Source organism: Acidovorax sp. 1608163, assembly GCF_003669015.1.
In the GTDB taxonomy this organism is placed as follows: Bacteria; Pseudomonadota; Gammaproteobacteria; order Burkholderiales; family Burkholderiaceae_C; genus Acidovorax.
On sequence record NZ_CP033069.1, the window covers coordinates 4,483,119 to 4,507,843 of the forward strand.

Annotated in this window: 27 protein-coding genes and 5 tRNA genes; 7 read left to right on the top strand and 25 right to left on the bottom strand. The window is 59.5% G+C overall.

Annotated features, from left to right (window positions below; translation table 11 throughout):
- Positions 1–100: 100 nt before the first annotated feature.
- From rplL to EAG14_RS19960, 13 genes are all read right to left on the bottom strand, one after another.
- Complete coding sequence (gene rplL / locus EAG14_RS19900; RefSeq protein ID WP_099657622.1) at positions 101–478, bottom strand: 50S ribosomal protein L7/L12; 378 nt, start codon at positions 476–478, stop codon at positions 101–103.
- A gap of 39 nt (positions 479–517) precedes the next feature.
- On the bottom strand, positions 518–1,042 hold the full coding sequence (gene rplJ / locus EAG14_RS19905) for a 50S ribosomal protein L10 (RefSeq protein WP_056165010.1): 525 nt from the start codon (positions 1,040–1,042) through the stop codon (positions 518–520).
- 236 nt (positions 1,043–1,278) lie between these two features.
- Complete coding sequence (rplA, locus tag EAG14_RS19910; RefSeq protein ID WP_099657620.1) at positions 1,279–1,974, bottom strand: 50S ribosomal protein L1; 696 nt, start codon at positions 1,972–1,974, stop codon at positions 1,279–1,281.
- Position 1,975: 1 nt separating this feature from the next.
- Entirely contained in the window at positions 1,976–2,407 is a 432-nt protein-coding gene (gene rplK / locus EAG14_RS19915; protein ID WP_099657619.1) for a 50S ribosomal protein L11, read from the bottom strand.
- Positions 2,408–2,532: 125 nt separating this feature from the next.
- Positions 2,533–3,126: a transcription termination/antitermination protein NusG gene (gene nusG, locus EAG14_RS19920; protein ID WP_099657618.1), complete on the bottom strand. Its 594-nt coding sequence runs from the start codon at positions 3,124–3,126 to the stop codon at positions 2,533–2,535.
- Complete coding sequence (gene secE, locus EAG14_RS19925; RefSeq protein WP_121729916.1) at positions 3,123–3,509, bottom strand: preprotein translocase subunit SecE; 387 nt, start codon at positions 3,507–3,509, stop codon at positions 3,123–3,125. The genes nusG and secE overlap by 4 nt, the downstream gene beginning before the upstream one ends.
- Before the next feature lie 89 nt (positions 3,510–3,598).
- Positions 3,599–3,674, bottom strand: a tRNA-Trp gene (locus tag EAG14_RS19930).
- 13 nt (positions 3,675–3,687) lie between these two features.
- Positions 3,688–4,878, bottom strand: a complete 1,191-nt coding sequence (gene tuf, locus EAG14_RS19935) for an elongation factor Tu (protein ID WP_099657583.1) — start codon at positions 4,876–4,878, stop codon at positions 3,688–3,690.
- 73 nt (positions 4,879–4,951) lie between these two features.
- A tRNA-Thr gene (locus EAG14_RS19940) sits at positions 4,952–5,026 on the bottom strand.
- Between the two features lie 53 nt (positions 5,027–5,079).
- Positions 5,080–5,153: transfer RNA gene (locus tag EAG14_RS19945), tRNA-Gly, on the bottom strand.
- Positions 5,154–5,212: 59 nt separating this feature from the next.
- Positions 5,213–5,298, bottom strand: a tRNA-Tyr gene (locus EAG14_RS19950).
- Positions 5,299–5,369: 71 nt separating this feature from the next.
- Positions 5,370–5,445, bottom strand: a tRNA-Arg gene (locus tag EAG14_RS19955).
- Positions 5,446–5,507: 62 nt separating this feature from the next.
- Positions 5,508–6,143: a TetR family transcriptional regulator gene (locus tag EAG14_RS19960; protein WP_121730571.1), complete on the bottom strand. Its 636-nt coding sequence runs from the start codon at positions 6,141–6,143 to the stop codon at positions 5,508–5,510.
- Positions 6,144–6,332: 189 nt separating this feature from the next.
- Between EAG14_RS19960 and EAG14_RS19965 the strand changes: the two genes are divergently transcribed.
- The 4 genes from EAG14_RS19965 to EAG14_RS19980 all read left to right on the top strand — a co-directional run bounded on the left by EAG14_RS19965 (position 6,333) and on the right by EAG14_RS19980 (position 12,822).
- The gene (locus EAG14_RS19965; protein WP_099657616.1) at positions 6,333–7,589 is read left to right on the top strand and encodes an efflux RND transporter periplasmic adaptor subunit; all 1,257 of its coding nucleotides are present in this window, start codon (positions 6,333–6,335) and stop codon (positions 7,587–7,589) included.
- A gap of 11 nt (positions 7,590–7,600) precedes the next feature.
- Positions 7,601–10,756 carry an efflux RND transporter permease subunit gene (locus EAG14_RS19970; RefSeq protein ID WP_121729917.1) on the top strand — a complete coding sequence of 1,052 codons (3,156 nt, stop codon included), beginning with the start codon at positions 7,601–7,603 and terminating at the stop codon, positions 10,754–10,756.
- Complete coding sequence (locus EAG14_RS19975) at positions 10,749–12,158, top strand: efflux transporter outer membrane subunit (RefSeq protein WP_121729918.1); 1,410 nt, start codon at positions 10,749–10,751, stop codon at positions 12,156–12,158. Before EAG14_RS19970 ends, EAG14_RS19975 begins: the two co-directional genes overlap by 8 nt.
- A 127-nt stretch (positions 12,159–12,285) precedes the next feature.
- The gene (locus EAG14_RS19980; protein WP_099657613.1) at positions 12,286–12,822 is read left to right on the top strand and encodes a cytochrome c5 family protein; all 537 of its coding nucleotides are present in this window, start codon (positions 12,286–12,288) and stop codon (positions 12,820–12,822) included.
- 93 nt (positions 12,823–12,915) lie between these two features.
- Here EAG14_RS19980 and EAG14_RS19985 read toward each other — a convergent pair whose 3' ends face one another.
- From EAG14_RS19985 to EAG14_RS20040, 12 genes are all read right to left on the bottom strand, one after another.
- Positions 12,916–13,440 carry a DUF2946 family protein gene (locus tag EAG14_RS19985; protein WP_121729919.1) on the bottom strand — a complete coding sequence of 175 codons (525 nt, stop codon included), beginning with the start codon at positions 13,438–13,440 and terminating at the stop codon, positions 12,916–12,918.
- A complete protein-coding gene (locus EAG14_RS19990; RefSeq protein ID WP_121729920.1) occupies positions 13,433–14,440 on the bottom strand; it encodes a YheT family hydrolase in 1,008 nt (335 codons plus the stop codon). The genes EAG14_RS19985 and EAG14_RS19990 overlap by 8 nt, the downstream gene beginning before the upstream one ends.
- Before the next feature lie 89 nt (positions 14,441–14,529).
- Complete coding sequence (locus tag EAG14_RS19995; protein ID WP_099657610.1) at positions 14,530–14,979, bottom strand: nuclear transport factor 2 family protein; 450 nt, start codon at positions 14,977–14,979, stop codon at positions 14,530–14,532.
- A gap of 269 nt (positions 14,980–15,248) precedes the next feature.
- Positions 15,249–15,665, bottom strand: coding sequence for a F0F1 ATP synthase subunit epsilon (locus EAG14_RS20000; RefSeq protein ID WP_099658963.1), 417 nt, complete (start codon positions 15,663–15,665; stop codon positions 15,249–15,251).
- A gap of 75 nt (positions 15,666–15,740) precedes the next feature.
- Positions 15,741–17,147, bottom strand: coding sequence for a F0F1 ATP synthase subunit beta (gene atpD, locus EAG14_RS20005; protein ID WP_099657609.1), 1,407 nt, complete (start codon positions 17,145–17,147; stop codon positions 15,741–15,743).
- Positions 17,148–17,180: 33 nt separating this feature from the next.
- Positions 17,181–18,047: a F0F1 ATP synthase subunit gamma gene (gene atpG / locus EAG14_RS20010; protein ID WP_099657608.1), complete on the bottom strand. Its 867-nt coding sequence runs from the start codon at positions 18,045–18,047 to the stop codon at positions 17,181–17,183.
- Positions 18,048–18,065: 18 nt separating this feature from the next.
- Positions 18,066–19,619 (bottom strand): F0F1 ATP synthase subunit alpha, encoded by a 1,554-nt coding sequence (gene atpA / locus EAG14_RS20015; protein WP_099742831.1) that lies wholly within the window; start codon positions 19,617–19,619, stop codon positions 18,066–18,068.
- Positions 19,620–19,661: 42 nt separating this feature from the next.
- A complete protein-coding gene (locus tag EAG14_RS20020; RefSeq protein WP_099657606.1) occupies positions 19,662–20,204 on the bottom strand; it encodes a F0F1 ATP synthase subunit delta in 543 nt (180 codons plus the stop codon).
- A 10-nt stretch (positions 20,205–20,214) separates the two neighbouring features.
- The gene (locus tag EAG14_RS20025) at positions 20,215–20,685 is read right to left on the bottom strand and encodes a F0F1 ATP synthase subunit B (RefSeq protein ID WP_099657605.1); all 471 of its coding nucleotides are present in this window, start codon (positions 20,683–20,685) and stop codon (positions 20,215–20,217) included.
- Positions 20,686–20,719: 34 nt separating this feature from the next.
- Positions 20,720–20,989: a F0F1 ATP synthase subunit C gene (gene atpE / locus EAG14_RS20030; RefSeq protein ID WP_099657604.1), complete on the bottom strand. Its 270-nt coding sequence runs from the start codon at positions 20,987–20,989 to the stop codon at positions 20,720–20,722.
- 59 nt (positions 20,990–21,048) lie between these two features.
- Positions 21,049–21,927: a F0F1 ATP synthase subunit A gene (atpB, locus tag EAG14_RS20035; RefSeq protein WP_121729921.1), complete on the bottom strand. Its 879-nt coding sequence runs from the start codon at positions 21,925–21,927 to the stop codon at positions 21,049–21,051.
- Between the two features lie 19 nt (positions 21,928–21,946).
- Positions 21,947–22,420: an ATP synthase subunit I gene (locus EAG14_RS20040; protein ID WP_121729922.1), complete on the bottom strand. Its 474-nt coding sequence runs from the start codon at positions 22,418–22,420 to the stop codon at positions 21,947–21,949.
- 275 nt (positions 22,421–22,695) lie between these two features.
- Between EAG14_RS20040 and EAG14_RS20045 the strand changes: the two genes are divergently transcribed.
- The 3 genes from EAG14_RS20045 to lipA are packed head-to-tail and all read left to right on the top strand — an operon-like array spanning position 22,696 to position 24,708.
- Positions 22,696–23,013, top strand: coding sequence for a YbeD family protein (locus EAG14_RS20045; RefSeq protein ID WP_121729923.1), 318 nt, complete (start codon positions 22,696–22,698; stop codon positions 23,011–23,013).
- 9 nt (positions 23,014–23,022) lie between these two features.
- Complete coding sequence (gene lipB / locus EAG14_RS20050) at positions 23,023–23,712, top strand: lipoyl(octanoyl) transferase LipB (RefSeq protein ID WP_121729924.1); 690 nt, start codon at positions 23,023–23,025, stop codon at positions 23,710–23,712.
- Positions 23,713–23,727: 15 nt separating this feature from the next.
- Positions 23,728–24,708, top strand: a complete 981-nt coding sequence (gene lipA / locus EAG14_RS20055; protein ID WP_099657600.1) for a lipoyl synthase — start codon at positions 23,728–23,730, stop codon at positions 24,706–24,708.
- Positions 24,709–24,725: the final 17 nt, after the last annotated feature.

A 24,725-nucleotide genomic window follows, 5' to 3' on the forward strand; every position in this document is an offset into this window, starting at 1 on the left:
ACTCGTAACGCCCTGCATCAAGTCACTTTTCGGGTGCGCTCTGAAAGCGCCAAAGGCTGGAGGCCCTTGAGGAGCACTCCAGCCCTTGAAAGAGACCGAATTACTTCAGTTCAGCCTTGGCACCGGCTTCCACCAGCTTCTTGACTGCGGCTTCAGCGTCAGCCTTGGCAATAGCTTCCTTGACGTTCTTTGGAGCGCCGTCCACCAGATCCTTGGCTTCCTTGAGGCCCAGGCCGGTGATTTCGCGCACTGCCTTGATGACGGAAACCTTGTTGGCGCCAGCGTCAGTCAGCACCACATTGAATTCTGTCTTTTCTTCAGCAGCAGCAGCGCCAGCGCCACCACCAGCGGCAGCAGGAGCAGCCATGGCTGCAGCGCTCACGCCAAACTTCTCTTCAATGGCCTTCACCAGGTCATTGAGTTCCAGAACCGTCATGCTGTCCAGAGCGGTCAAAAATGCGTCTTTATCGAATGCCATTTTTATTTCCTAACAATTAGTTGGTTGTCTGCCGGGCTATCAAGCCGCAACAGGTTCGGCGGCCGTTTCGGCTGCGCCTTCGCCTTTTTTCGCCGCCAGCGCGCCCAGCACAACTGCTGTACGCGACATGGGGGACATAAGCAAGCCACAAATCTGAGCCAGCAAAACTTCCTTGGAAGGAATGTTGGCCAGTTGCTTAACGCCGTTGACATCCAGGGCTTTGCCACCGAAAGCGCCACCGCGAATCACCAACTTGTCGTTGGTTTTCGCGAAATCGGCCACCACCTTAGCGGCAGCCACAGCGTCTTCGGAGAAGCCATAGATCAGCGGACCGGTCATCTGGTCGGCCACAACGTCAAATGCGCTACCAGCCACAGCACGGCGAGCCAGGGTGTTCTTCAGAACACTCAGGGTGACGCCCTTGCTGCGTGCATCAACGCGCAGTTTGGTCATGTCGGCGACCGTGATGCCACGGTATTCCGCGATCACGAGCGTTTGAGCTTTAGCGGCGAGGCTGGTCACTTCACTGATGACCGCTTCTTTCTCACTGCGATTAAGACTCAAGGTCTACTCCTTAAAATGCGCACTCGGCGATGGCCTTGTGCGCGCTCTTGTTGCAGCGACCAACTGTTTTGGAAAATTTCCATCTGCAGCGGGATCGCCATCTGCGTTGGCACCATCTCTGGCTTTAAGCGCGAGTAACTCACACACCAACGGTCTTGGATGGCCTGAAGCTACCGAGGTAGCCTCAGCCCACCACATCAATCTCGCCCGAAGGCAAGATTGAAGATTTTTTGCAATTATGCTGCGATGGTTTGCGTATCCACGCGGACACCCAAGCCCATCGTGGAGGACACAGCCACCTTGCGCAGGTACAGACCCTTGCTGGTAGCTGGCTTGGCCTTGTTCAGGGCTTCAATCAGCGCAGCCAGGTTGCCTTGCAGCTTTTCGTTGTCGAACGAACGGCGACCGATCGTGCTGTGCACGATACCAGCCTTGTCGACGCGGAATTGCACTTGACCCGCCTTGGCATTCTTCACAGCCGTAGCGACGTCAGGCGTCACGGTACCCACCTTGGGATTAGGCATCAGGCCACGTGGACCCAGGATCTGGCCCAGCGTACCCACAACGCGCATGGCGTCAGGGGCAGCAATCACCACGTCGAAAGGCATGTCGCCGGCCTTGACCATGGCGGCCAAGTCGTCCATACCCACGATGTCGGCACCTGCAGCCTTGGCTTCTTCAGCCTTGGCGCCTTGGGCGAACACGGCCACGCGAGTCGTCTTGCCGGTACCGTTAGGCAGCACCACAGCACCACGCACCACTTGGTCCGACTTCTTGGCATCAATGCCAAGTTGAACGGCCACATCGATGGATTCATCAAACTTGGCGGTAGCAGCTTCTTTCACGATTGCAACTGCTTCAGCGAAAGCGTACAGCTTGGTGCTGTCGACCTTGCCTTGCAGGGCTTTTTGCTTCTTTGTCAGCTTGGCCATTTTACAAACCCTCCACCGTCACGCCCATGGAGCGTGCAGAGCCAGCCAGCGTGCGCACAGCGGCGTCGACGTTGGCAGCGTTCATATCCTTCAGCTTGGTCTTCGCGATCTCTTCAAGCTGTGCGCGAGTGATCTTGCCGACCTTGGTCTTCAAAGGGTTGGAAGAACCCTTCTCGAGCTTGATGGCCTTCTTGATCAGAGTCGTCGCAGGCGGCGTCTTGATGATGAAGGTGAAGCTCTTGTCCGCAAAAGCCGTGATGACCACGGGCAATGGCAGGCCTGGCTCGACGCCCTGGGTCTGCGCATTGAATGCCTTGCAGAACTCCATGATGTTGAGGCCACGCTGACCCAGTGCGGGGCCGATTGGTGGGGATGGGTTGGCCTTACCTGCTGGGACTTGCAGCTTGATAAAACCGACGATTTTCTTCGCCATGCTTTGCTCCTTGCGGGTTGTAACGCCTGCCTATGCAACATGCACTAGCAGGCTCCCCGGGGGTTAACGACTCACAAAACCTCTCGCACCGAGTCGAAAAATGCGAGGTATTTATTCCACTAGGCTCAGGTTTTTTCAACCTGTCCAAATTCCAATTCGACGGGTGTAGACCGGCCAAAAATCATCACAGAAACGCGCAGACGATTCTTTTCGTAGTTGACTTCTTCGACCGAGCCATTGAAGTCAGTGAATGGGCCCTCCTTGACCCGCACCAACTCACCCACCATAAATTCGACCTTGTGGCGTGGCTTGTCAGTGCCTTCCTGCATCTGGCTGACGATCTTTTGCACCTCGTCTTCCGAGATGGGCGCAGGCCGATTCTTGACCCCACCAACGAAACCCGTCACTTTGTTGGTGTGCTTCACCAAGTGCCAAGTGTCGTCGTCCATCACCATTTCAACAAAGACATACCCAGGAAAAAGACGCCGCTCGGTCGTCTTCTTCTGGCCATTTTTCATCTCAACCACTTCTTCAGTGGGGACGAGAATTCGGCCAAATTTGTCTTGCATGCCAGCGCGGCCGATGCGCTCGACAATGTTGCGCTCAACCGCCTTTTCCATGCCCGAATAGGCATGAACGATGTACCAACGCAAATCAGGATTAGAGGGCGTAGATGAAACGGGCGCACCGCCATCGGCCACCACTGCATCGGTTGTCATGACTTTCTCCATCCCAAAATGAGGTCGTAAAAGACCCATTCCAGCGTTTTATCCGTGAACCACAGAAACAAGGCCATGATGACCACAAAGGCAAAAACGTAAGCCGTTATTTGCAGTGTTTCTTTTCGGGTTGGCCAAACCACTTTTTTGACTTCGCGCCAAGCATCACGCGCAAATGCAACAAACTGGCGGCCCGACTCAGAAACCAAGAAAACGCCCACAGCAGCCAACAGTCCGACAATCAGGGCCGCCCACTGAGCGTATACACCTTGCTTTCCAAGCAAATAAAAACCAGCAATAGCAGCTAGCACCAAAGCAACAGCAGCAGCGAGCTTTGCTTTGTCCGCACCGGAACTTACGGTTTCAACCTGTGAGGCAGCCATGTTTGATACTTTCACTTCATTTCACACGGCATCACACAAGACACCGAAGCCCGCCAGATCCTGGCGGGCTTTGATTGAGCCACTTTAAGTGGCAGGGGCAGTAGGAATCGAACCTACAACCTTCGGTTTTGGAGACCGACGCTCTGCCAATTGAGCTATACCCCTATACACAAACTAATTAAGCAATGATCTTGGCAACCACGCCGGCGCCCACAGTGCGGCCGCCTTCGCGGATAGCAAAGCGCAGGCCTTCTTCCATAGCGATGGGGTTGATCAGCTTCACAGTGATCGACACGTTGTCGCCAGGCATGACCATTTCCTTGTCGGCTGGCAGCTCGATGGCGCCAGTCACGTCAGTCGTACGGAAGTAGAACTGAGGACGGTAGTTGTTGAAGAAAGGCGTGTGACGGCCGCCTTCGTCCTTGCTCAGCACATACACTTCGGCAGTGAAGTGGGTGTGTGGCTTGATCGAGTTGGGCTTGCACAGCACTTGGCCGCGCTCGACGTCTTCGCGCTTGGTGCCGCGCAGCAGCAGGCCAACGTTGTCGCCAGCTTGACCTTGGTCCAGCAGCTTGCGGAACATTTCCACGCCGGTGCAGGTGGTCTTTTGTGTGTCGCGGATACCGACGATTTCGATTTCTTCGCCGACCTTGATGATGCCGCGCTCGATACGGCCCGTCACCACGGTGCCACGACCGGAGATCGAGAACACGTCTTCCACAGGCATCAGGAAGGCACCGTCCACAGCGCGCTCAGGCGTAGGGATGTAGGTGTCCAGGGCTTCGGCCAGCTTGTCGATGGCTTGTTCGCCCAGAGGGCCCTTGTCGCCTTCCAGAGCCAGCTTGGCGGAACCACGCACGATGGGGGTGTCGTCGCCAGGGAAGCTGTATTTGTCCAGGAGTTCGCGAACTTCCATTTCGACGAGTTCCAGCAGTTCTTCGTCGTCCACCATGTCGCACTTGTTCAGGAACACGATGATGTAAGGCACGCCCACTTGGCGGGCCAGCAGGATGTGTTCGCGGGTCTGGGGCATTGGGCCGTCAGCAGCGGAGCACACCAAGATAGCGCCGTCCATTTGGGCAGCGCCGGTGATCATGTTCTTCACATAGTCAGCGTGGCCAGGGCAGTCCACGTGAGCGTAGTGGCGGTTGGCGGTTTCGTATTCAACGTGGGCAGTGTTGATGGTAATGCCGCGTGCCTTTTCTTCGGGCGCTGCGTCGATTTCATCGTACTTCTTGGCTTCGCCGCCAAACTTGGCAGACAGCACGGTAGCGATAGCAGCCGTCAGGGTTGTCTTGCCATGGTCCACGTGACCGATGGTGCCCACGTTGACGTGGGGCTTGGTGCGTTCGAATTTTCCTTTTGCCATTTTTCCGACTCCGAAAAATATCTATTTCAAAAAACAGGATCTTGGCGCAACCAGAACCGGACGCACCCGAAAGTGGTGCCCATGGCGGGAATCGGACCCGCGACCTCTCCCTTACCAAGGGAGTGCTCTACCACTGAGCCACATGGGCAATCCAAGCATCACATCAATGATGTCAGACGAAACTACAAAACCAAAACAATGTGGAGCGGGAGACGGGAATCGAACCCGCGTCATTAGCTTGGAAGGCTAGGGTTCTACCATTGAACTACTCCCGCACAAGCCAACGACTCCTGCGAAGCCTGCACAACCCAACAGACAAACTCACACTAAATTTTGGTGGAGGGGACTGGATTCGAACCAGTGTAGGCGTAAGCCAACAGATTTACAGTCTGCCCCCTTTAGCCACTCGGGCACCCCTCCGATCAGCCTTGAATTCTAGCACGGTTTTTGCAAACCCGAACAAAACCCGAAATTCAAGCAACATATTTATCTGGTGCGGCTGGCGGGGATCGAACCCACGACCCTTGGCTTCGGAGGCCAATACTCTATCCACTGAGCTACAGCCGCACGAATTCACATGTTAGCCATGGATTATCGCACGGAGCAACGCTCCAGGCGATCACCTTGCACTACGTGTCAGCAACGGGCCAGCAAAGCCCCACCCCCTGCAAAAAAGCATCCGTCGCACGCCCCCCCACACTCACCAGATCAAACCCGCCCTGCCCAAGAATCCAGTTTTGAATCAACCCGTCGAACAGCGCATGCAATGACACAGCCGCCTCATGCGGAGACAAGGGCATGCTCAATCGCCCCCCCTCCACAGCCAGCGCAAAGTCGCGAGCCAGCTGGGCAGTGAAATTACCCGACGCGGCAATGTGCCGATCCCGCACCGCAGCCATTTCATCCACGTACTCCACCTTGTACATGGCAATCTCAAAAACCCGCCGAGCCTGCGCATTGGACGCCACCGCATGAAGCACAAACGCCATGACCGCGCGCAAGCGCCCTACGGGATCTCCGCCCGCCACACACGAAAACTGAGCACACCCTTGCTCCAGCGGCAAAGTCACCCGATCCATCATGGCATTGAACAGATCCACCTTGTCCTTGAAATGCCAGTAGATCGCGCCGCGGGTAGCCCCCGCAGCGCTGGCAATGTCACTTAAAGACGCACGCGACACGCCCTTCTCACAAAACACACGCTCGGCCGCATCAATCAGGCCATTGCGCGTAGCCGCCGCATCTTCTTTTGTTCTGCGAACCATTTCGCCATCCATTTCTACAAGCACCGCCATCGCCAGCACGTGCTGCAAATTCATTATACATTCATGACTGTATGTATAATCTCTCAGCAGCCATGTCGGGTTTTCGCGCCCCTGCCATCTTTTGTGGCCATCTTGTTTCAGGCTACGGGCACATCAGCCCTCCTCTCGCCTCATCACCAAAGGATTTCCATGCTTCGCTTGCATGATGAACAACCCGTTCAACAAACATCCAACAGAACACAGCACCTGCTTCTCGGGAGCCTTGTCGCAACCAGCCTATTGCTAGCCGCTTGCGGCAAAGAGGCGTCGGCACCAGCTGGAGCAGGCGGCCAAAAGCCTGCAGTAGAGGTCGGAACAGTGACAGCGACGCCCGGCGACATTGGGCTGGTGACCGAACTGCCAGGGCGTGTAGAGGCCTCTCGCGTTGCACAAGTGAGGGCTCGGGCTGCAGGGATCTTGCAGCAGCGAACCTTCAAGGAGGGCAGCGATGTCAAGGCTGGGCAGTCTTTGTTCAAAATCGACGAGGCCCCATATGCAGCAGCCCTGGACAGCGCCAAAGCCAGCCAGGCCAAAGCCGAAGCCAACCTGGCGCAGACCCAAGCCCAACTGGAGCGTTATCGCCCGCTCGTCGAAGCCAACGCCATCAGCAAGCAAGACTATGTGAACGCCGAAGCGGCGCTCAAGCAATCTCAAGCCGATGTGGCCTCGGCCAAGGCGGCCGTGCGCACGGCAGGCATCAACCTGGGTTACGCCAGCGTCTCGGCCCCCATTTCCGGGCGCATTGGGCGTGCCTTGGTAACCGAGGGCGCCTTGGTCGGCCAAGGGGAAGCAACCCCTTTGGCGGTGATTCAACAGATTGACCCGGTGTACGTGAACTTCACCCAGTCTGCGAACGACATCTTGCAATTGCGCAAAGCCATGGCCAACGGGCAGTTCAAGCGCGCAGACGGCAAGGAGGCCGCCAGCGTTCGCTTGATCCTGAGCGATGGCACTGAATACGCCCAAGCAGGCAAGCTGCTTTTTTCTGATTTGTCCGTGGACGCGAGCACGGGTCAGGTGACCTTGCGCGCAGAAGTCCCCAACCCCAAGGGCGAGTTGTTGCCAGGCCTGTATCTGCGTGTGCGACTGGAACAGGCACAGGCCAGCAATGCCATCACGCTGCCTCAACAAGCGGTCACGCGCACGCAGCAAGGGGACACAGTCAGCGTGGTGGGTGATGACGGAAAGATCAGCCAGCGCACCGTCAAGATCAGTGCGGCACAAAACAACCGCTGGGTCGTGCGTGAAGGCCTGCAAGCGGGCGAAAAGGTCATGGTGGATGGCTTTCAGAAACTGCAGATGCTGCCCCCAGGCACTCCCGTTAAAGCCGTGCCATGGCAGGCGCCCGGACAGGCTGCAACGCCCGCTCCGGCCCCGGCAGCCGATGCATCTGCAGCCAAGCCCTGAGAGGCACGCACATGGCCAAGTTCTTTATTGACCGACCCATCTTTGCGTGGGTCATCGCACTGTTCATCATGGTCATGGGGGGCGTGGCAATCACCCAGCTGCCCATCTCGCAGTACCCCCCCGTCGCTCCGCCGTCCATCGTCATCAATACCTCGTACCCAGGCGCTTCTGCACAGACGCTGGAAGACAGTGTGCTGTCGGTGATTGAGCGCGAGATGAATGGCTCCCCGGGGTTGATCTATATGGAGTCCGTTGCACAAGCAGACGGCTCCGGCAGCATCACGCTGAGTTTCCAGCCCGGCACCAACGCAGACCTGGCGCAGGTGGACGTACAAAACCGGCTGTCCAGAGCCACTCCACGGCTGCCGTCAACCGTCACGCAGCAAGGCGTGCGCGTGGACAAATCGAGGTCCAACTTCTTGCTGTTCACGATGTTGTCCTCCAGCGACCCGAAAACAGACACCGTGGCGCTGGGTGACTATGCATCTCGCAACGTGGTGCCTGAACTGCAGCGGCTGAGCGGCATCGGCCAGGCCCAGCTCTTCGGCACCGAAAGGGCGATGCGCATCTGGATCGACCCCGCCAAGATGGAGAGCTTCAACGTCTCTGCGGCCGAAGTGAGTGCAGCCATCCGCGCCCAAAATGCACAAGTGGCCAGCGGCACCATTGGCGATTTGCCCAACTTGGCGGGCCAGGGCATTTCCGCAACCGTGGTGGTGACAGGCCAGTTGTCCAGCGTAGAGCAGTTCTCCAACATCATCCTGCGGGCCAATGCAGACGGCTCTACCGTTCGGATCAAAGATGTGGCGCGCGTGGAACTGGGCGGCCAGGCCTACGCCACCGCTGCCCGACTCAACGGCAAACCGGCCATTGGCATTGGTGTCCAGTTGTCTCCTAGCGGCAACGCGCTGGAGGCAGCCAAAGCCGTGCGCACCAAGATGGACGAGCTGTCCCGGTACTTTCCTCAAGGCATGAGCTGGAGCATTCCCTACGACAGCTCGCGCTTTGTGGACATCTCCATCACCCAAGTGGCCAAAACGCTGCTGGAAGCCGTCGCCCTGGTGTTCCTGGTGATGTTCCTGTTTCTGCAGAACTGGCGCTACACCGTCATTCCCACCATCGTGGTGCCGATTGCGTTGCTGGGCACTTTTGCGACGTTGCTGGCGCTGGGCTTCTCCATCAACGTGCTTACCATGTTCGGCATGGTGCTGGTGATCGGTATCGTCGTGGACGATGCCATCGTGGTGGTCGAGAACGTCGAGCGCATCATGAGCGAAGAAGGTCTCTCGCCGCTGGAAGCCACACGCAAAGCCATGCGCCAGATTTCGGGCGCCATCATTGGCGTGACCGTGGTGCTGATCTCCGTGTTTGTGCCTCTGGCGTTCTTCGCAGGCTCTACCGGCAATATCTACCGCCAATTCTCGGCGGTCATGGTGGCGTCTATCGGGTTCTCGGCCTTCATGGCCTTGTCGTTGACGCCAGCGCTGTGCGCCACCTTGCTCAAGCCAGTGGAAGCAGGCCACCACCACGAAAAGACGGGCTTTTTCGGCTGGTTCAACCGGCGCTTCACCGTTGCCGCCAAAGGCTATGAAGGCTGGGTCGCTCGCATGCTCAAGCGCGCAGCGCGATATTTGGTCATTTACGCGGCCATCGTTGGTGCCGTGGCAGTCGTCTACATGCGCCTGCCAACCTCCTTTTTGCCCAGCGAGGACCAAGGCAACATCATCGTGAACGTGCAGTTGCCGCCGGGCGCGACGCAGGAGCGGACGCTGGCCGTCATGGAGCAAGTGGAAAGCTTCATCCTCAAGCAGCCCGAAGTGCAAAGCATGGTGGGGGTTCTCGGTTTCAGCTTTTCTGGCCAAGGACAGAACGCAGCATTGGCCTTTGTGACGCTCAAGGACTGGAGCGAGCGCCATGGTCCAGGCCAGTCGGCGCAAGACGTGGCCAACCGAGCCTTTGGTGGGCTAATGGGCATTCGCGATGCATTCATCTTCCCGCTCAGCCCACCGCCCATCCCCGAGCTGGGCAACGCCAGCGGGTTCACGTTCCGCTTGCAAGACCGCAGCGGTGCGGGGCACGAAGCGTTGGTCAATGCCCGCAATCAACTGCTGGGCATGGCGTCCCAGAGCAAGGTGCTCACGCAAGTGCGCCCAGACGGACTGGAAGACGCCCCGCAACTGCAAATTGACATTGACCGCGACAAAGCCAATGCACTGGGCGTGACGTTCGATGCCATCAACTCCACGCTGTCCACCGCCCTGGGGTCCAGCTATGTCAACGACTTCCCGAACCAAGGGCGACTACAGCGTGTCGTGGTGCAGGCAGATGCCCCTGCCCGCATGCAGCCTGATGATCTGATGAAATTGAACGCAAGCAACAGCCAAGGCAAGCCGGTGCCACTCTCGGCCTTTGCAACCACCAAGTGGGTCAAGGGCGCACAACAGACGGTGCGCTACAACGGCTATCCCGCGATGCGCATCTCTGGCAGCCCTGCGCCAGGTCTGAGCACTGGTGCGGCCATGGCGGAGATGGAGAAGCTGGCCGGCCAGTTGCCGGCAGGCTTTGGCTTTGAATGGACCGGACAGTCGCGTGAAGAAAAACTCGCAGGCTCACAGTCCTTGATTCTGTACAGCTTCGCCATCCTGGCAGTGTTCCTCTGCCTGGCTGCACTGTATGAAAGCTGGTCCATTCCGTTGGCCGTGGTGCTGGTGGTGCCGCTGGGCGTGCTGGGGGTGTTACTCGCCACGCTGATGCGGGGATACGCCAACGACGTCTACTTCCAGGTGGGGCTGATCACCATCATTGGGCTGTCTGCCAAGAATGCGATTTTGATCATTGAGTTCGCCAAAGACCTGCAAGCCCAAGGCAAGGGTGTCATTGAGTCGGCCCTGGAAGCAGCGCATTTGCGCTTCAGGCCCATCATCATGACCTCCATGGCGTTTGGCCTGGGCGTGGTGCCACTGGCCATTGCCAGCGGCGCCGGGTCTGCCAGCCAACGCGCCATCGGCACTGGTGTGCTGGGGGGTATGTTCACGGGCACCGTCTTGGCGGTGTTCTTTGTCCCCGTCTTTTTCGTGGTCGTGCGCGGGCTCTTCAAGGGCAGCGCACGCCAACAAGAAATGAACCGCCGCCATGCCGAAGAAGCAGGAATTGGAAACCATGACTAAGAAACTCGCCCCCCTGAGCCTGGCGATGGTGGCCCTGCTGGCTGGCTGCTCCATGATTCCGGCATACGAGCGCCCTGCAGCCCCAGTGCCCACGGGCTACACCGCAGCGTCGACGCAGCCCGGCGCTCCGCTCCCCTCCTGGCGCAGCTACTTCTCCGAGCTACGCCTGCAACAGCTCATTGAGATCGCGCTGGACCACAACCGTGACCTGCGCATCGCCAGCCTCAATGTCGAGCAAGCGCGCGCACAGTTTCAGGTGCGCAGAGCGGCGCAGTACCCTGCAGTGGGGCTGGCCGCCAATGCCTCCCGCGCGCCCGCCTCGGGCTCTGGCGACCTGACCAACAGCTTCAGCGTGGGCCTTGCTGTCACCGCCTGGGAGCTGGACTTTTTTGGCCGCGTCGCCAGCCTCAAGGAGCAGGCACTGGCACAGTACCTTGCAAGCGAAGAAGGGCGCAATGCCGCCCAGGTCAGCCTGATCAGCGCAGTGGCCAATGCCTGGCTGACGCTGCTGGCCGACGAGCAGTTGCTGGAGCTTTCACGCCGGACCTTGACCACCCGCGAAGAGTCCGTGCGGCTGACCAAGCTGCGGCTGGACTCCGGGGCAGCGTCAGAACTTGACTATCGGCAAGCGGAATCACTGACCCAGGCCGCACGGGCGACGCTGGCCCAGCAGCAGCGCCAAAGAGCCCTCGACGAGAATGCCCTGGCCCTGCTGCTGGGCCAACCGTTGCCTGAGGACATTCGAGCCAGCTTGACCCGCAGCGATTTGCGGGCCGCCCCCAGCATGCAGACAGTTCCTACAGGCTTGCCCTCAGATCTGCTGGCACAGCGGCCAGACATTCGACAGGCAGAGCAGCAACTGGTGGCGGCCAATGCCAACATTGGAGCCGCGCGTGCCGCATTCTTTCCGCGCATTGCCTTGACGGCGCAGGCCGGAACCGCCAGTGGCGAGCTTTCAGGCCTGTTCAAAAACGGCTCCTGGGGCTTCACCTTGGCCCCATCGCTGCTGCTGCCTCTGTTCGATGCGGGCGCCAACCAAGCGAACCTCGATAGTGCACAGGTGGGCCGCAAACTTGCCGTAGCGCAGTATGAGAAGGCCATCCAAACGGCATTCCGGGAGGTGTCTGACGCGCTGGCCAGCCAAAGCACCCTGACAGAGCAACTGGACGCGCAAACCAAGCAAGCCGAGGCTGAGGCCATACGCCTGAACCTGGCGGATCTGCGCTACAAAAACGGGGTGGCCAGCTACCTCGATTTGCTGGACGCACAGCGCTCACTGTTCAGCACGCAGCAAGGCGTGGTGCAGGTGCGCCTGGGGCAGTTGCAAAATCAAGTCACGCTGTTCAAGGCGCTGGGCGGCGGCTGGGATGCGGAAACAGGCCAAGCCAGCAAAGCGCCCTGAGAAAGCCCCTCGTGGGATACCGACGAATATCTTGCGGGGTCTGGTCAGTGACCATCTATCACAGGCCTACCCCACAGATATAATTTAGGGTTATTCCATCAAAGACCCCGCCACTCCAGAGGACGTCATGAGCGACAACCACCACGAAGAAGCGCATACAGGCCCGATCAAAACCCCCAAGCAACTACTGATCGCGGGATTTTTCTCGTTCGTGGTGCCTATCTTTGCCATCATCGGCCTGGTTCTCTACGTGACCTCCAGCAACAAGCCTGCCGCTGGTGCCGCCAACCCTGAAAAGGCACTGGCCGAGCGCATCCAAAAAGTGGGCATGGTGGAAGTGCGCGATGCCAATCGCCCTCTGCGCGCAGGCGAAGAAGTGTTCAAGGGCCAATGCGCCGCTTGCCACGCCACCGGCGCAGCAGGGGCACCCAAGCTGGCCGACGCTGCAGCCTGGGGCCCTCGCATCAAGACCGGCTTTGAAGCGCTGGTCCAGTCCGCCCTCAAGGGCAAGGGCGCCATGGCGCCCCAGGGTGGTGGTGACTTCAACGACACCGAAATTGCCCGGGCCGTGGTGTTCATGGCCAATGCCGGCGGTGCCAAGTTTGCTGAGCCTGCAGCGCCAGGCGCTGCCGCCCCAGAGGCCGGAGCCTCTGCAGCGCAGTAACCCAAGGCGGCTGCACACAGCGGCCAGTCCATCAAAAAAGCCGATGCATGCATCGGCTTTTTTATTGCGCGTCCTGCGGTCGCTACTTTGCCTCTACTTCGCCTGTGCAGCCGGACTCAAAACGAACTGAAACTCCTGCGGCAATTGGGTCGATAAAACGTCACGCGGCACCCACAGCCCTTGCTCCACCGCTTCGGCGGCGTACACCATGTCTTGGGTATGCACTACACCCAAACCCAAGGCCGAGGCGATATACAAGCGCCCTTGTTCATCCACGCAGCAGTCCTGCGCGTCCGCCAGGTGGCCGGTGTGCGACTGCAAACGAAAGTCTGGCAATACCCGCCAGACCCAAGGGGCGGCCTCCAACTCCACATAGACCCGCTGCGGGCCATTCTGGAAAAACCACAGCCCCTGGGCATCGCACTCGTAGTTGCGCCCGATGAACTCGATCAGCTTGGCATGCTGCAGCCACGACCCACGGCTGCTGGCAAAATCGCCGGCCGCCTGCACAGCAGCATCGCGCATGAACCAGCGCCCACGTGCATCCAAGCCCAGCCAGCCGTAGCAATCGGGCACATGGGGCCACTTCACCAACGCTTGTTTGACGATGTCATCCATGGGCTGATTGTGCCTGCGGCAATGCGGCGGCACAGGCCAGCCAATCGCTGACCGCATCGGGCATGGCGCGCACATGCCCCGGCCAACGCCCTTGGGCAAAGCCGACATGCCCACCGTGCTCCGGCTGCCACAACGTCACACAGGGCCCAACGTCACAGGCCCCCGGCAAACTGTCCGCAGGAACAAAGGGGTCGTTCAGCGCATTCACGACCAATGCAGGCACCTGAATCAGGGGCAACAGGGGCTTGGAAGACGCACGGTGCCAATAGTCCGCCGTGTCCTGAAACCCATGCAAGGGGGCGGTAAACACGTTGTCGAAGGCATACAAATCCCGTGCGGCCAAGAGTGCATCCTTATCAAACAAGCCCGGGTGCTGTTGCCACTTTTGCAACGCCTTGGGCACCATGGTCCGCAAGAACATGCGCGTGTAAATCTGTCGATTGAGGCCTTTTCCGATGGCAAGGCCTCCCGCCGCCAAATCAAGCGGCGCACACACGGCGGCTACGGCTCTCACACTCCGGGCCGCCAGGCCTTGCGCTTCAGCAGCCCAGCGCATCAAAGCGTTGCCGCCCAATGAAACCCCCACCGCCACCAGCGGCCCTGGGTGCGCGGCTTGCAGTTGGCCCAGTATCCAGCCGATTTCTTCGTGGTCGCCAGAGTGGTAGGCGCGGGGGGCATGGTTGATCTCGCCACTGCAACCGCGAAAGTGGGGCAATGCGCAGGCCCATCCCCTCTCGCGCGCCACCTCGGCAAAAGCCTCGCAATAGTGGCTGCGCGACGAGCCCTCCAGACCGTGAAAGACCACCAGCATGGGGGTCTCAGAGGCCACAGCCGTTGGGGCGTCGGCCAAGAAATCCACATCCACAAAATCGGCATCCGGGGTGGTCCACCGCTCGCGCCGATAGACCGGGGCCGAACCATGGGTTCGACGCGAAAACAAGGCAGGCCAAAGGGTCTGCAGTTGTCCGCCGGGGAGCCAGTTAGGCGCTACATATTTCATAGCTGCTTGCGCTTATTGAATAAGCGCTAGAGGCCTATTTGATTCAAAACACAACCTTCGCAGTTCAACAGAGACAGCGCTTGCACCCGTCAGTGCAATACCTGTGGCACCTCAGGCCCGGGCAAGCTATCGGGAGATCCGCCCGTGCTGGCATGGTGCGCCACCAGGCGCCAACCCTCCGGTGTGCGGTGGTACACATTGGTGGCCAGCAAAAAAGCAGCGTGCAGCCCATCTGGCAACATGATCTCCACACGCTCGGCCACACTGTGCACGGCACTGGAAACCGACTGAACACGGTGCACCTGGGAAACCGTGAGCCGAATGCTTCCCTGCGAGAACATCCCATCAAAGGCCGCCCGTATGGCCGCCGCGCCCACCAAGCGCGAGCCGCCCGGGTGGACACACAGGATGTCTTCCTCGTCCGCCCAGCAAGACATCAACAAATCGATGTCGCCTTTCTGCAAAGCCTCGTAGAACAGAGCTTCCGTGTCATCAGGCGATCCGCCCAACGACTGGGCAGGGTGTTTGGTGCGTGGCATAGGAATGGATTGCAACCGCAAATGGGCTTCTGGACCCTGGATTGTGAGGGAGCCAAGGCCCTAGCGCGGGGATAGCAGACAGCGCGGCCCTAGATATCCCGACAAAACGGATCTGCGTCGACGCAAGCTCCTCTTTGCCATGTGCAAGGAAAAGTCGGGCACACGCTCAATGCCTCTCCAATCTCTTGATGGCGCCAGCGACCGGTGAACAGCCATAAAAAACCCGGACATGCCGGGTTTTCTTGGAAGAGGTGGACGCTGCGTGCAGCTCACTTCTTTTGGCGGTACTTGCGCAAAGCCGCAATCTGCGCAGCCATCACAGCCAATTCAGACTGTGCCTTGGCCAGATCGAGATCGCTCTTGGCGTTCTTGAGCGCTTCCTGGGCTGCCGCCTTGGCAGCATTGGCCTTCTCGTCGTCCAGGTCCTTGCCACGGATGGCGGTATCAGACAGAACCGTGACGCAGTTGGGCTGGACTTCCAGAATACCGCCCGCAACGAAGACAAACTCTTCGCCACCGTCTGCCGTTTCGATGCGCACCGAACCGGGCTTGATACGGGTGATCAGCGGGGTGTGGCGAGGGTAAATGCCCAACTCGCCGGATTCGCCAGGCAGAGCGACAAAACGCGCCTCGCCAGAGAAGATGGACTCTTCGGCGCTGACCACATCAACGTGGATAGTGTTCATCATGGCTCCTAAGAAAAAGAGGGGGACTTGACTACAGAGGGCTGAACCACCGGACGGTGTTCAGCCCATCTGAGATCAGGCCACCTTCTTGGCCTTCTCGAAGGCTTCGTCGATGGTACCGACCATGTAGAACGCTTGTTCTGGCAGGTGGTCACACTCGCCGTTCACGATCATCTTGAAACCACGGATGGTTTCCGACAGCGGAACGTACTTGCCTGGAGAGCCCGTGAACACTTCGGCCACGTGGAACGGCTGCGACAGGAAACGCTGGATCTTGCGAGCGCGGGCCACGGCCAGCTTGTCGTCAGGAGCCAGTTCGTCCATGCCCAGAATGGCGATGATGTCGCGCAGTTCCTTGTAGCGTTGCAGCGTACCTTGCACCGCGCGGGCCGTGGCGTAGTGGTCTTCGCCCACGACGTTCGGGTCCAGCTGGCGGCTGGTGGAGTCCAGAGGATCCACAGCAGGGTAGATACCCAGCGAAGCGATGTCACGGGACAGCACCACGGTGGAATCCAAGTGAGCGAACGTTGTGGCAGGCGATGGGTCGGTCAAGTCATCCGCTGGCACGTAAACGGCCTGGATGGAGGTGATCGAACCAACCTTGGTGGAGGTAATACGCTCTTGCAGGCGGCCCATTTCCTCGGCCAGCGTAGGCTGGTAGCCCACGGCGGAAGGCATACGGCCCAGCAGAGCGGACACTTCGGTACCGGCCAGTGTGTAGCGGTAGATGTTGTCCACGAAGAACAGCACGTCACGGCCTTCATCGCGGAACGACTCGGCAATGGTCAGGCCAGTCAGCGCCACGCGCAGACGGTTGCCTGGGGGCTCGTTCATCTGGCCGTAAACCATGGCAACCTTGGACTCTTCGAGCTTCTCCAGGTTCACCACGCCGGAATCGGCCATTTCATGGTAGAAGTCGTTCCCTTCGCGGGTACGCTCGCCCACACCAGCGAACACCGACAGACCCGAGTGGGCCTTGGCAATGTTGTTGATGAGTTCCATCATGTTCACGGTCTTGCCCACGCCGGCGCCACCGAACAGGCCCACCTTGCCGCCCTTGGCGAACGGGCAGACCAAGTCGATCACCTTGATACCCGTTTCCAGCAGCTCTTGCGAAGGCGACAGTTCGTCGTACGCAGGGGCCTTGCGGTGGATAGAGGCAGTCAGGTCTTGGCTGACGGGACCACGTTCGTCGATGGGCGCGCCCAGCACGTCCATGATGCGGCCCAGCGTTGCCTTGCCCACGGGCACGGTGATAGCGTTGCCGGTGTTGGTCACCATGAGGCCGCGGCGCAGGCCGTCGGACGAACCCAGCGCAATGGTACGCACCACGCCGTCGCCCAACTGCTGCTGCACTTCCAGCGTCAGGTTGGAACCTTCGAGCTTCAGAGCGTCGTAAATCTTGGGCATCTGGTCGCGTGGGAACTCAACGTCCACCACAGCGCCGATACATTGAACAATCTTGCCTTGCACTTGAGCCATTTTTCGCTCCAATAATGTTGTATGTTGAGCTGCTTACACAGCGGCGGCGCCGGCCACGATTTCCGAAAGTTCTTTCGTGATCGCTGCCTGACGCGTCTTGTTGTAGACCAGCTTCAACTCACCAATGACGCTGCCGGCGTTGTCTGTTGCGGCCTTCATGGCCACCATCCGCGCCGATTGCTCTGACGCCATGTTTTCTGCAACGGCTTGGTAGATCAGGGACTCGACATAGCGGACCAGCAACTCGTCGATGACGCTTTGCGCATCGGGCTCGTAGATGTAGTCCCAGCCGTGTTCCGTCTTCTCAGCCTGCATTTGTTCGGAGGACAGAGGAAGCAATTGCTCCACCACTGACTCCTGCTTCATGGTGTTGATGAACTTGGTGTAGCTCAGGTACACCGCATTGATCTTGCCTTCGGCATATGCGTCAAGCAGCACCTTCACCGGGCCAATCAGCTTGTCCAGATGGGGCGTATCGCCCAGGCCTGTCACGTGTGAAACCACCTTGGCACCCACACGGTTCAAGAAACCCAGACCCTTGTTACCAATCGCCACCGCTTCAGTCGAGACACCGGCACCTTGCAGCTCACGCAGCTTGGTTGTCACGGCACGCAACACGTTGGTGTTCATGCCACCGCACAGACCCTTGTCTGTGGTGATGACAATGACACCAGCGGTCTTTGCATCGTTCACTTTCATGAACGGATGCACGTACTCTGGATTGGCGTGGCCGAGGTTGGCTGCAATATTGCGGATCTTCTCGCTATAGGGACGGGCTGCCCGCATCCGCTCCTGCGCCTTGCGCATTTTGGATGCAGCCACCATCTCCATGGCTTTGGTGATCTTCTTGGTGTTTTCCACCGATTTGATCTTGCCCCGTATTTCCTTGCCTGCTGCCATGATGGCTCCTCGTCCGGTTTAAGCGAACGACTTCTTGAACGCGGCGACAGCAGCGGTCAATTCGGCTTCAGCTTCCTTGTCCATGGCCTTGGCCTGTTCCAGCTTGGCCAGCAGTGCGGCGTGGCTGGTCTTCAGGAACTGGTGCAGGCCGTGTTCGAAATCAAGAACCTTCTTGACATCGATGTCGTCCATGAAGCCCTTGTTCACAGCGAACAGCGTCGCGCCCATCAGCGAGATGGACAGGGGGCTGTACTGTGCCTGCTTGAGCAGTTCGGTCACGCGGGCACCGCGGTCCAGCTGCTTGCGGGTGGCTTCGTCCAGGTCGGAAGCGAACTGCGCAAACGCAGCCAGTTCACGGTACTGGGCCAAGTCGGTACGGATACCGCCGGACAGGTTCTTCACCAGCTTGGTCTGGGCAGCACCACCGACGCGCGACACCGAGATACCGGCGTTGATGGCGGGGCGAATACCGGCGTTGAACAGGCTGGTTTCCAGGAAGATCTGGCCGTCCGTGATCGAGATCACGTTGGTTGGCACGAAAGCGGACACGTCGCCAGCTTGCGTTTCGATGATCGGCAGTGCAGTCAGCGAACCGGTCTTGCCCTTGACTTCACCCTTGGTGAAGGCTTCGACGTAGTCGGCGTTCACGCGGGCTGCGCGTTCGAGCAGACGGCTGTGGAGATAGAACACGTCGCCAGGGTAGGCTTCGCGGCCTGGTGGGCGGCGCAACAGCAGCGACACTTGACGGTAAGCAACCGCTTGCTTGGACAGATCGTCATACACGATCAGGGCGTCTTGGCCACGATCGCGGAAGTATTCGCCCATCGTGCAACCCGAGTAGGCCGACACGTACTGCATGGCGGCCGATTCGGAAGCCGATGCGGCCACCACAATCGTGTACTCCATGGCACCAGCTTGTTCCAGCGCGCGCACCACGTTCTTGATCGACGAAGCCTTCTGACCGATGGCGACGTAGATGCAGGACACGCCTTGGCCCTTCTGGGCAATGATGGCGTCGATAGCCACAGCGGTCTTGCCGGTCTGGCGGTCACCGATGATCAGCTCGCGCTGACCACGGCCCACGGGCACCATCGAGTCGATGGACTTCAGACCCGTCTGCAGGGGTTGGTCCACCGATTTACGGGCGATCACGCCCGGAGCGACCTTTTCGATCACGTCGGTGAGCTTGGCGTTGATGGGACCCTTGCCGTCGATAGGCTGGCCCAGGGCGTTCACCACGCGGCCAATCAGCTCGGGGCCGACGGGCACTTCCAGAATGCGGCCCGTGCACTTGACGGTGTCGCCTTCGGAGATGTGCTCGTACTCACCCAAAATCACGGCGCCGACGGAGTCGCGCTCGAGGTTCAGGGCCAGGCCGAAGGAGGGCTGGCCGTCCTTGGTGGCGGGGAACTCAAGCATTTCACCGGCCATCACGTCCGACAGGCCGTGCACGCGCACGATACCGTCGGACACGGACACCACGGTACCCTGGTTGCGGATATCGCTGCTGGCGGCCAGACCTTCGATGCGGCTCTTGATGAGTTCAGAAATTTCTGCGGGATTGAGTTGCATGACTCTTTCCTTCTTTCTTTGGTTCGCTGTCCTCGCCGCGCGTTACGCGGTGAGGGCCGCTTTCATTTGTTCAAGACGGGCCTTGACCGAAGTGTCCAGCACCTCGTCACCCACCACTACGCGAATGCCACCGATCAGGGACGCATCCAGCTGAGCGGTGAGGTTGAGCTTGCGGCCAAAGCGCTTTTCCAGGGCTGCGCTGACATCGGCCAGGGCTGCAGCATCCATTGGGAAAGCGCTGTGTACCACAGCATCCGAAGAGCCTGTGCGGCCATTCACGAGGGCACGGAATTGCACGGCGACTTCAGGCAGCGCTTCAAGGCGCCCGTTGTCGATGACCGTGCGCAGGAAGTTCTTGGCCGCATCGGACAGCGCCGAACGCGCAACACCCGTGACGACAGCAAACACCTGGTCTGCCGTCACCTTGGGGTTGTCGGCCAGCTGGCGCAACTGGGGGTTGGCGGCAATGGCCGCCAGTTCATCGACCCAGTCAGCAGTGCTGGCCAGGTCCATGCCCGCACCCGCAGTAGCGGCCTTGAACAGGGCTTCGGCGTAAGGGCGGGCAATGGTGGCGAGTTCAGCCATGTGTGTCCCCTTACAGCTCGGTCTTCAGGCGGTTGAGCAGGTCGGCGTGAACGCCGGCATTGACTTCCTTGCGGAGAATCTGCTCTGCACCTTTGACGGCCAGCGCGGCCACCTGCTCACGCAGGGCTTCGCGGGCTTGCACCGTTTGCTGTTCGGCTTCTGCACGTGCGGATGCAACGATCTTGTTGCCTTCCTCCGTAGCGCGTGCCTTGGCTTCTTCGACGATGGCCTGGGCACGGCGGTCGGCGTCCGCAAGACGCGAGGCCGTTTCGTTGCGTGCCTGTGACAGTTCCTTTTCGACGCGCTGGTTGGCAGCGGTCAGTTCGGACTTGGCACGATCGGCAGCAGCGAGGCCTTCGGCGATTTTCTGGGCTCGTTCATCCAACGCCTTCGCGATCGGAGGCCACACGAATTTCATCGTGAACCATACCAGGATCAAGAAGACGATGGCCTGAATGAACAGGGTCGCGTTGATACTCACGGCAACACCTTTCTAGAGTGGCGTTGAACGGGAATTACTTGGGCAGGTTGACCAAGAACGTGGAGACGAAGGGGTTGGCGAAAGCGAACAACAGAGCGATAGCCACGCCGATCAGGAAGGCAGCGTCGATCAGACCGGCCAAGATGAACATCTTGGTTTGCAGTTCGTTGATCAGTTCAGGCTGACGTGCCGACGATTCGAGGAACTTGCCACCCATCAGTGCGATACCGATGGAAGCGCCGATAGCGCCCAGACCAACGATCAGACCACAAGCCAGAGCGACGAGACCGAGAATGTTTTCCATGATGACTCCTGAGTTAAAAAAGAAAAGTTGAAAAGGAAAGAGAAACGAAAGGGAACCGTTTAGTGCGCGTTGTGCGCCTGACCGAGGTAAATCAGCGCAAGCATCATGAAAATGAAGGCTTGCAGCGAGATCACCAAAATGTGGAACAGCGTCCAGATGGTGCCAGCGATGACGTGGCCCACAGGCAGCAGCACACCCGACAGCGACAGTGCAGCCGCACCACCCATCAGGGCAATCAGCATGAACACCAGTTCGCCAGCGTACATGTTGCCAAACAACCGCATGCCATGGGACACGGTGTTGGCGACATATTCGATCACCTGCATCAACAGGTTCACTACGCCCAAAATCAGGGCGAAGATGGGATTCTTGCTGGTGCCGAACGGGGCCGACACAAGCTCATGCGCCCAGCCGCCAGCGCCCTTGATCTTGACGCTGTACCAGAAACGCAGGATCAGGATGGCGAATGCCAAGCCCAGGGTGGTCGAGAGATCGGCTGTAGGCACAACGCGCAGGTAGGCGTGGTGCGGATCGTGGCCGGCAGCGCCATAAATCTGCGCCCAGATGGCGGGCAGCAGGTCCACGGGCAACATGTCCATGAAGTTCATCAGGAAGATCCAGACAAACACCGTGAGACCCAGGGGGGCAATGAACTTGCGGCTTTCGGCGTTGTGGATGTTGGCCTTGGCCTGGTTGTCCACCATCTCGACCAGCATTTCCACGGCCGCCTGGAAGCGACCGGGCACGCCGGAGGTCGCCTTGCGGGCAGCCGACCAGAGAATCAAAAGCGTGAGGACACCCAGAACCAAACCCACGATGATGGAGTCATAGTTGATGACAGTGAAGTCAACAATCTTGGTCTGGTTGATGTTTTGAAGATGCTGCAGGTGGTGAACGATGTATTCACTTGCAGTCGGAGCGTGCGCTTCTGCGGCCATCGGACAACTCTTCTCTCTATCAATCGGTTTTTCGGACACCAGGCCGCACCCACAGCGCAACCCAGTACGTTTTCATTGTGACCACCATGCCAACCAGCAGGGCGATCCAGCTCAAGCCCACCACCAGCCGGGGTGCCGCTGCCAGCAGCGCCACCGTCAACACGATTTTGGCGATTTCCCAACCAAAGAACCCCAGCATGGCGGCACGCGGATTGGATGACGCCTTGTGACGCAACACCCCCCGGGCAAACAAAGCTGCCGGGACCACTACCGCCAGGGCACCATAGGCTGCAGACCAGCCCACCGATGCCCTGCCCGTCAGAACCCAGGCCACCAGGGCCACCAGCATTCCAACCAGTGCCTGACCCGCCACCACCTTCCACACCGAAATGGGAGGATTGCGACTGCGCCACTGCTGCGCCTCTTGGGCGGTCAGGGGCTTGAAGTCAGAATCTTCAGCCTCAGTTTCAGTCTCTGGCGCGATTGTTTTCATTATTGAATGACGTCCGCGTTACAGACCGCAACTTTTACAAAGCCTCTAATTATAAGTAAAAACCCGTGACGCCAGGAAAATTCCACATGGCGGGCACAAATGCGGTGCGCGCGCGTGCCCCTTTGTGGTGACACGCCAACGCCGTACACACCGAAGGCCGGCACAAAGTTGCGGACTGATAACGGGTATTTGCAGCACAATGCCAGCGATTGCACAGGCCCAGAAGGCTTACCAGCAAAGCGCTGAAAGCTACCAAAAGAGAAGCACCCTTGACCATGACATCCTCTGCGCCCCCCTCCCCCCACGGCACCGACGCAGCCACGCCGGACCCGAGCAAAGACTCGCTGATCGAATACCCCTGCCTGTTCCCGGTCAAAGTGATGGGCGCCAAGACAGACGATTTTGTGCTGCAAATGACCGCCCTGGCCAAGCAGCATGACCCGTTTCTGGACGCCGCCACCATCGCCCAGCGTGACAGCGCAGGGGGCAAGTACATCAGCCTCACCATCACCATCACGGCCACCAGCCGCGATCAGCTGGACAATTTTTACAGGGCACTTACCGCCCATCCGCTGGTGAAATACGCGCTCTGAACGATGTCCATGGAACTGCGCCAGCTGGGCCGCGTGGACTACGCACACACGGTGCAGTCGATGCAAGACTACACCGCTGCGCGCACGCCAGACAGTCCCGACATGCTCCTGATTTGTGAGCATCTACCGCTTTATACACAAGGCCTTGCAGGCAAAATAGATCACCTCCTAAACCCCGGCGACATCCCTGTGGTGGCGACCAACCGGGGCGGGCAGGTCACCTTCCACGGCCCGGGGCAGGTGGTGGCCTACCCACTCATTGATTTGCACCGTGCCGGTTACTACGTCAAGGAGTACGTGTACCGCGTCGAAGAGGCGGTGATCCGCACACTGGACCACTTTGGCGTGACCGGGCACCGCGTGGCAGGTGCGCCGGGCATCTACGTGCGGCTGGACGACCCGCACAGCCACGCCCTGCTGCCGCAGCGCCCGCAAAAGCGCGAGGGGGCGGCTGCGCCGGTGCCGGATTTTGAAGGCCTGGGCAAGATAGCTGCGCTGGGCATCAAGGTCAGCCGCCACTGCACCTACCACGGCGTGGCGCTGAACGTGGCAATGGACCTGGAGCCCTTTGCGCGCATCAACCCTTGCGGTTACGCAGGTTTGCAAACCGTGGACCTTTCTACAATCGGGGTCCACACCACCTGGGAAGAAGCCGCGCAGGTGCTGGGCCAGCAGCTCAGCATCCGGTTGGCGCCCTGAACTCCGCCTACAGCCATGAGCACCCCTGAAGTCGTCCGCGAAGCGCAATCCACCGAAGCCTATAACCCGCTGGCCAAGCAAAAAGCGGCAGCCAAGCTGTCGCGCATTCCGATCAAGGTGGAGCATGGCGAAGTGCTCAAGAAGCCTGACTGGATTCGGGTGAAGGCGGGCAGCCCTACCACGCGCTTTTACGAGATCAAGGAGATCCTGCGCGAGCACAAGCTGCACACCGTGTGTGAAGAAGCCTCCTGCCCCAACATCGGCGAGTGCTTTGGCAAGGGCACGGCCACCTTCATGATCATGGGCGACAAGTGCACGCGCCGTTGCCCGTTCTGCGACGTAGGCCATGGCCGCCCCGACCCGCTGGACAAGGACGAGCCCCTGAACTTGGCCAAGACCATTGCCGCGCTCAAACTCAAGTACGTGGTGATCACCAGCGTGGACCGCGACGACCTGCGCGACGGCGGCAGCGGCCACTTTGTGGAATGCATCCAGAACATCCGCGAGCTGTCGCCCCAAACGCAAATCGAAATCCTGGTGCCGGACTTCCGTGGCCGCGATGACCGCGCCCTCGAAATCCTGAAAGCCGCGCCACCCGACGTGATGAACCACAACCTGGAAACTGCGCCCCGCCTGTACAAGGAAGCGCGCCCAGGCTCTGACTACCAGTTCAGCCTGAACCTGCTGAAAAAGTTCAAGGCTCTGCACCCCAATGTGCCCACCAAGAGCGGCATCATGGTCGGCCTGGGCGAAACGGACGAAGAGATCCTGCAGGTCATGCGCGACATGCGCGCGCACAACATCGACATGCTGACCATCGGCCAATACTTGGCCCCGAGCAACAGCCACCTGCCCGTGCGCCGCTACGTGCACCCCGACACCTTCAAGATGTTCGAGGAAGAGGCATACAAGATGGGCTTCAGCCACGCAGCCGTGGGCGCCATGGTTCGGTCGAGCTACCACGCCGACCAGCAGGCCCACGCCGCCGGCGTGTAAGCCAGGCACCTCCACAG

Coding starts and splice junctions, on each gene's coding strand:
- rplL (WP_099657622.1), bottom strand. CDS start 478: ATGGCATTCGATAAAGACGCATTTTTGACCGCTCTGGACAGCATGACG.
- rplA (WP_099657620.1), bottom strand. CDS start 1,974: ATGGCCAAGCTGACAAAGAAGCAAAAAGCCCTGCAAGGCAAGGTCGAC.
- rplK (WP_099657619.1), bottom strand. CDS start 2,407: ATGGCGAAGAAAATCGTCGGTTTTATCAAGCTGCAAGTCCCAGCAGGT.
- nusG (WP_099657618.1), bottom strand. CDS start 3,126: ATGACAACCGATGCAGTGGTGGCCGATGGCGGTGCGCCCGTTTCATCT.
- secE (WP_121729916.1), bottom strand. CDS start 3,509: ATGGCTGCCTCACAGGTTGAAACCGTAAGTTCCGGTGCGGACAAAGCA.
- tuf (WP_099657583.1), bottom strand. CDS start 4,878: ATGGCAAAAGGAAAATTCGAACGCACCAAGCCCCACGTCAACGTGGGC.
- EAG14_RS19960 (WP_121730571.1), bottom strand. CDS start 6,143: ATGGTTCGCAGAACAAAAGAAGATGCGGCGGCTACGCGCAATGGCCTG.
- EAG14_RS19965 (WP_099657616.1), top strand. CDS start 6,333: ATGCTTCGCTTGCATGATGAACAACCCGTTCAACAAACATCCAACAGA.
- EAG14_RS19970 (WP_121729917.1), top strand. CDS start 7,601: ATGGCCAAGTTCTTTATTGACCGACCCATCTTTGCGTGGGTCATCGCA.
- EAG14_RS19975 (WP_121729918.1), top strand. CDS start 10,749: ATGACTAAGAAACTCGCCCCCCTGAGCCTGGCGATGGTGGCCCTGCTG.
- EAG14_RS19980 (WP_099657613.1), top strand. CDS start 12,286: ATGAGCGACAACCACCACGAAGAAGCGCATACAGGCCCGATCAAAACC.
- EAG14_RS19985 (WP_121729919.1), bottom strand. CDS start 13,440: ATGGATGACATCGTCAAACAAGCGTTGGTGAAGTGGCCCCATGTGCCC.
- EAG14_RS19990 (WP_121729920.1), bottom strand. CDS start 14,440: ATGAAATATGTAGCGCCTAACTGGCTCCCCGGCGGACAACTGCAGACC.
- EAG14_RS19995 (WP_099657610.1), bottom strand. CDS start 14,979: ATGCCACGCACCAAACACCCTGCCCAGTCGTTGGGCGGATCGCCTGAT.
- EAG14_RS20000 (WP_099658963.1), bottom strand. CDS start 15,665: ATGAACACTATCCACGTTGATGTGGTCAGCGCCGAAGAGTCCATCTTC.
- atpD (WP_099657609.1), bottom strand. CDS start 17,147: ATGGCTCAAGTGCAAGGCAAGATTGTTCAATGTATCGGCGCTGTGGTG.
- atpG (WP_099657608.1), bottom strand. CDS start 18,047: ATGGCAGCAGGCAAGGAAATACGGGGCAAGATCAAATCGGTGGAAAAC.
- atpA (WP_099742831.1), bottom strand. CDS start 19,619: ATGCAACTCAATCCCGCAGAAATTTCTGAACTCATCAAGAGCCGCATC.
- EAG14_RS20020 (WP_099657606.1), bottom strand. CDS start 20,204: ATGGCTGAACTCGCCACCATTGCCCGCCCTTACGCCGAAGCCCTGTTC.
- atpE (WP_099657604.1), bottom strand. CDS start 20,989: ATGGAAAACATTCTCGGTCTCGTCGCTCTGGCTTGTGGTCTGATCGTT.
- atpB (WP_121729921.1), bottom strand. CDS start 21,927: ATGGCCGCAGAAGCGCACGCTCCGACTGCAAGTGAATACATCGTTCAC.
- EAG14_RS20040 (WP_121729922.1), bottom strand. CDS start 22,420: ATGAAAACAATCGCGCCAGAGACTGAAACTGAGGCTGAAGATTCTGAC.
- EAG14_RS20045 (WP_121729923.1), top strand. CDS start 22,696: ATGACATCCTCTGCGCCCCCCTCCCCCCACGGCACCGACGCAGCCACG.
- lipB (WP_121729924.1), top strand. CDS start 23,023: ATGGAACTGCGCCAGCTGGGCCGCGTGGACTACGCACACACGGTGCAG.
- lipA (WP_099657600.1), top strand. CDS start 23,728: ATGAGCACCCCTGAAGTCGTCCGCGAAGCGCAATCCACCGAAGCCTAT.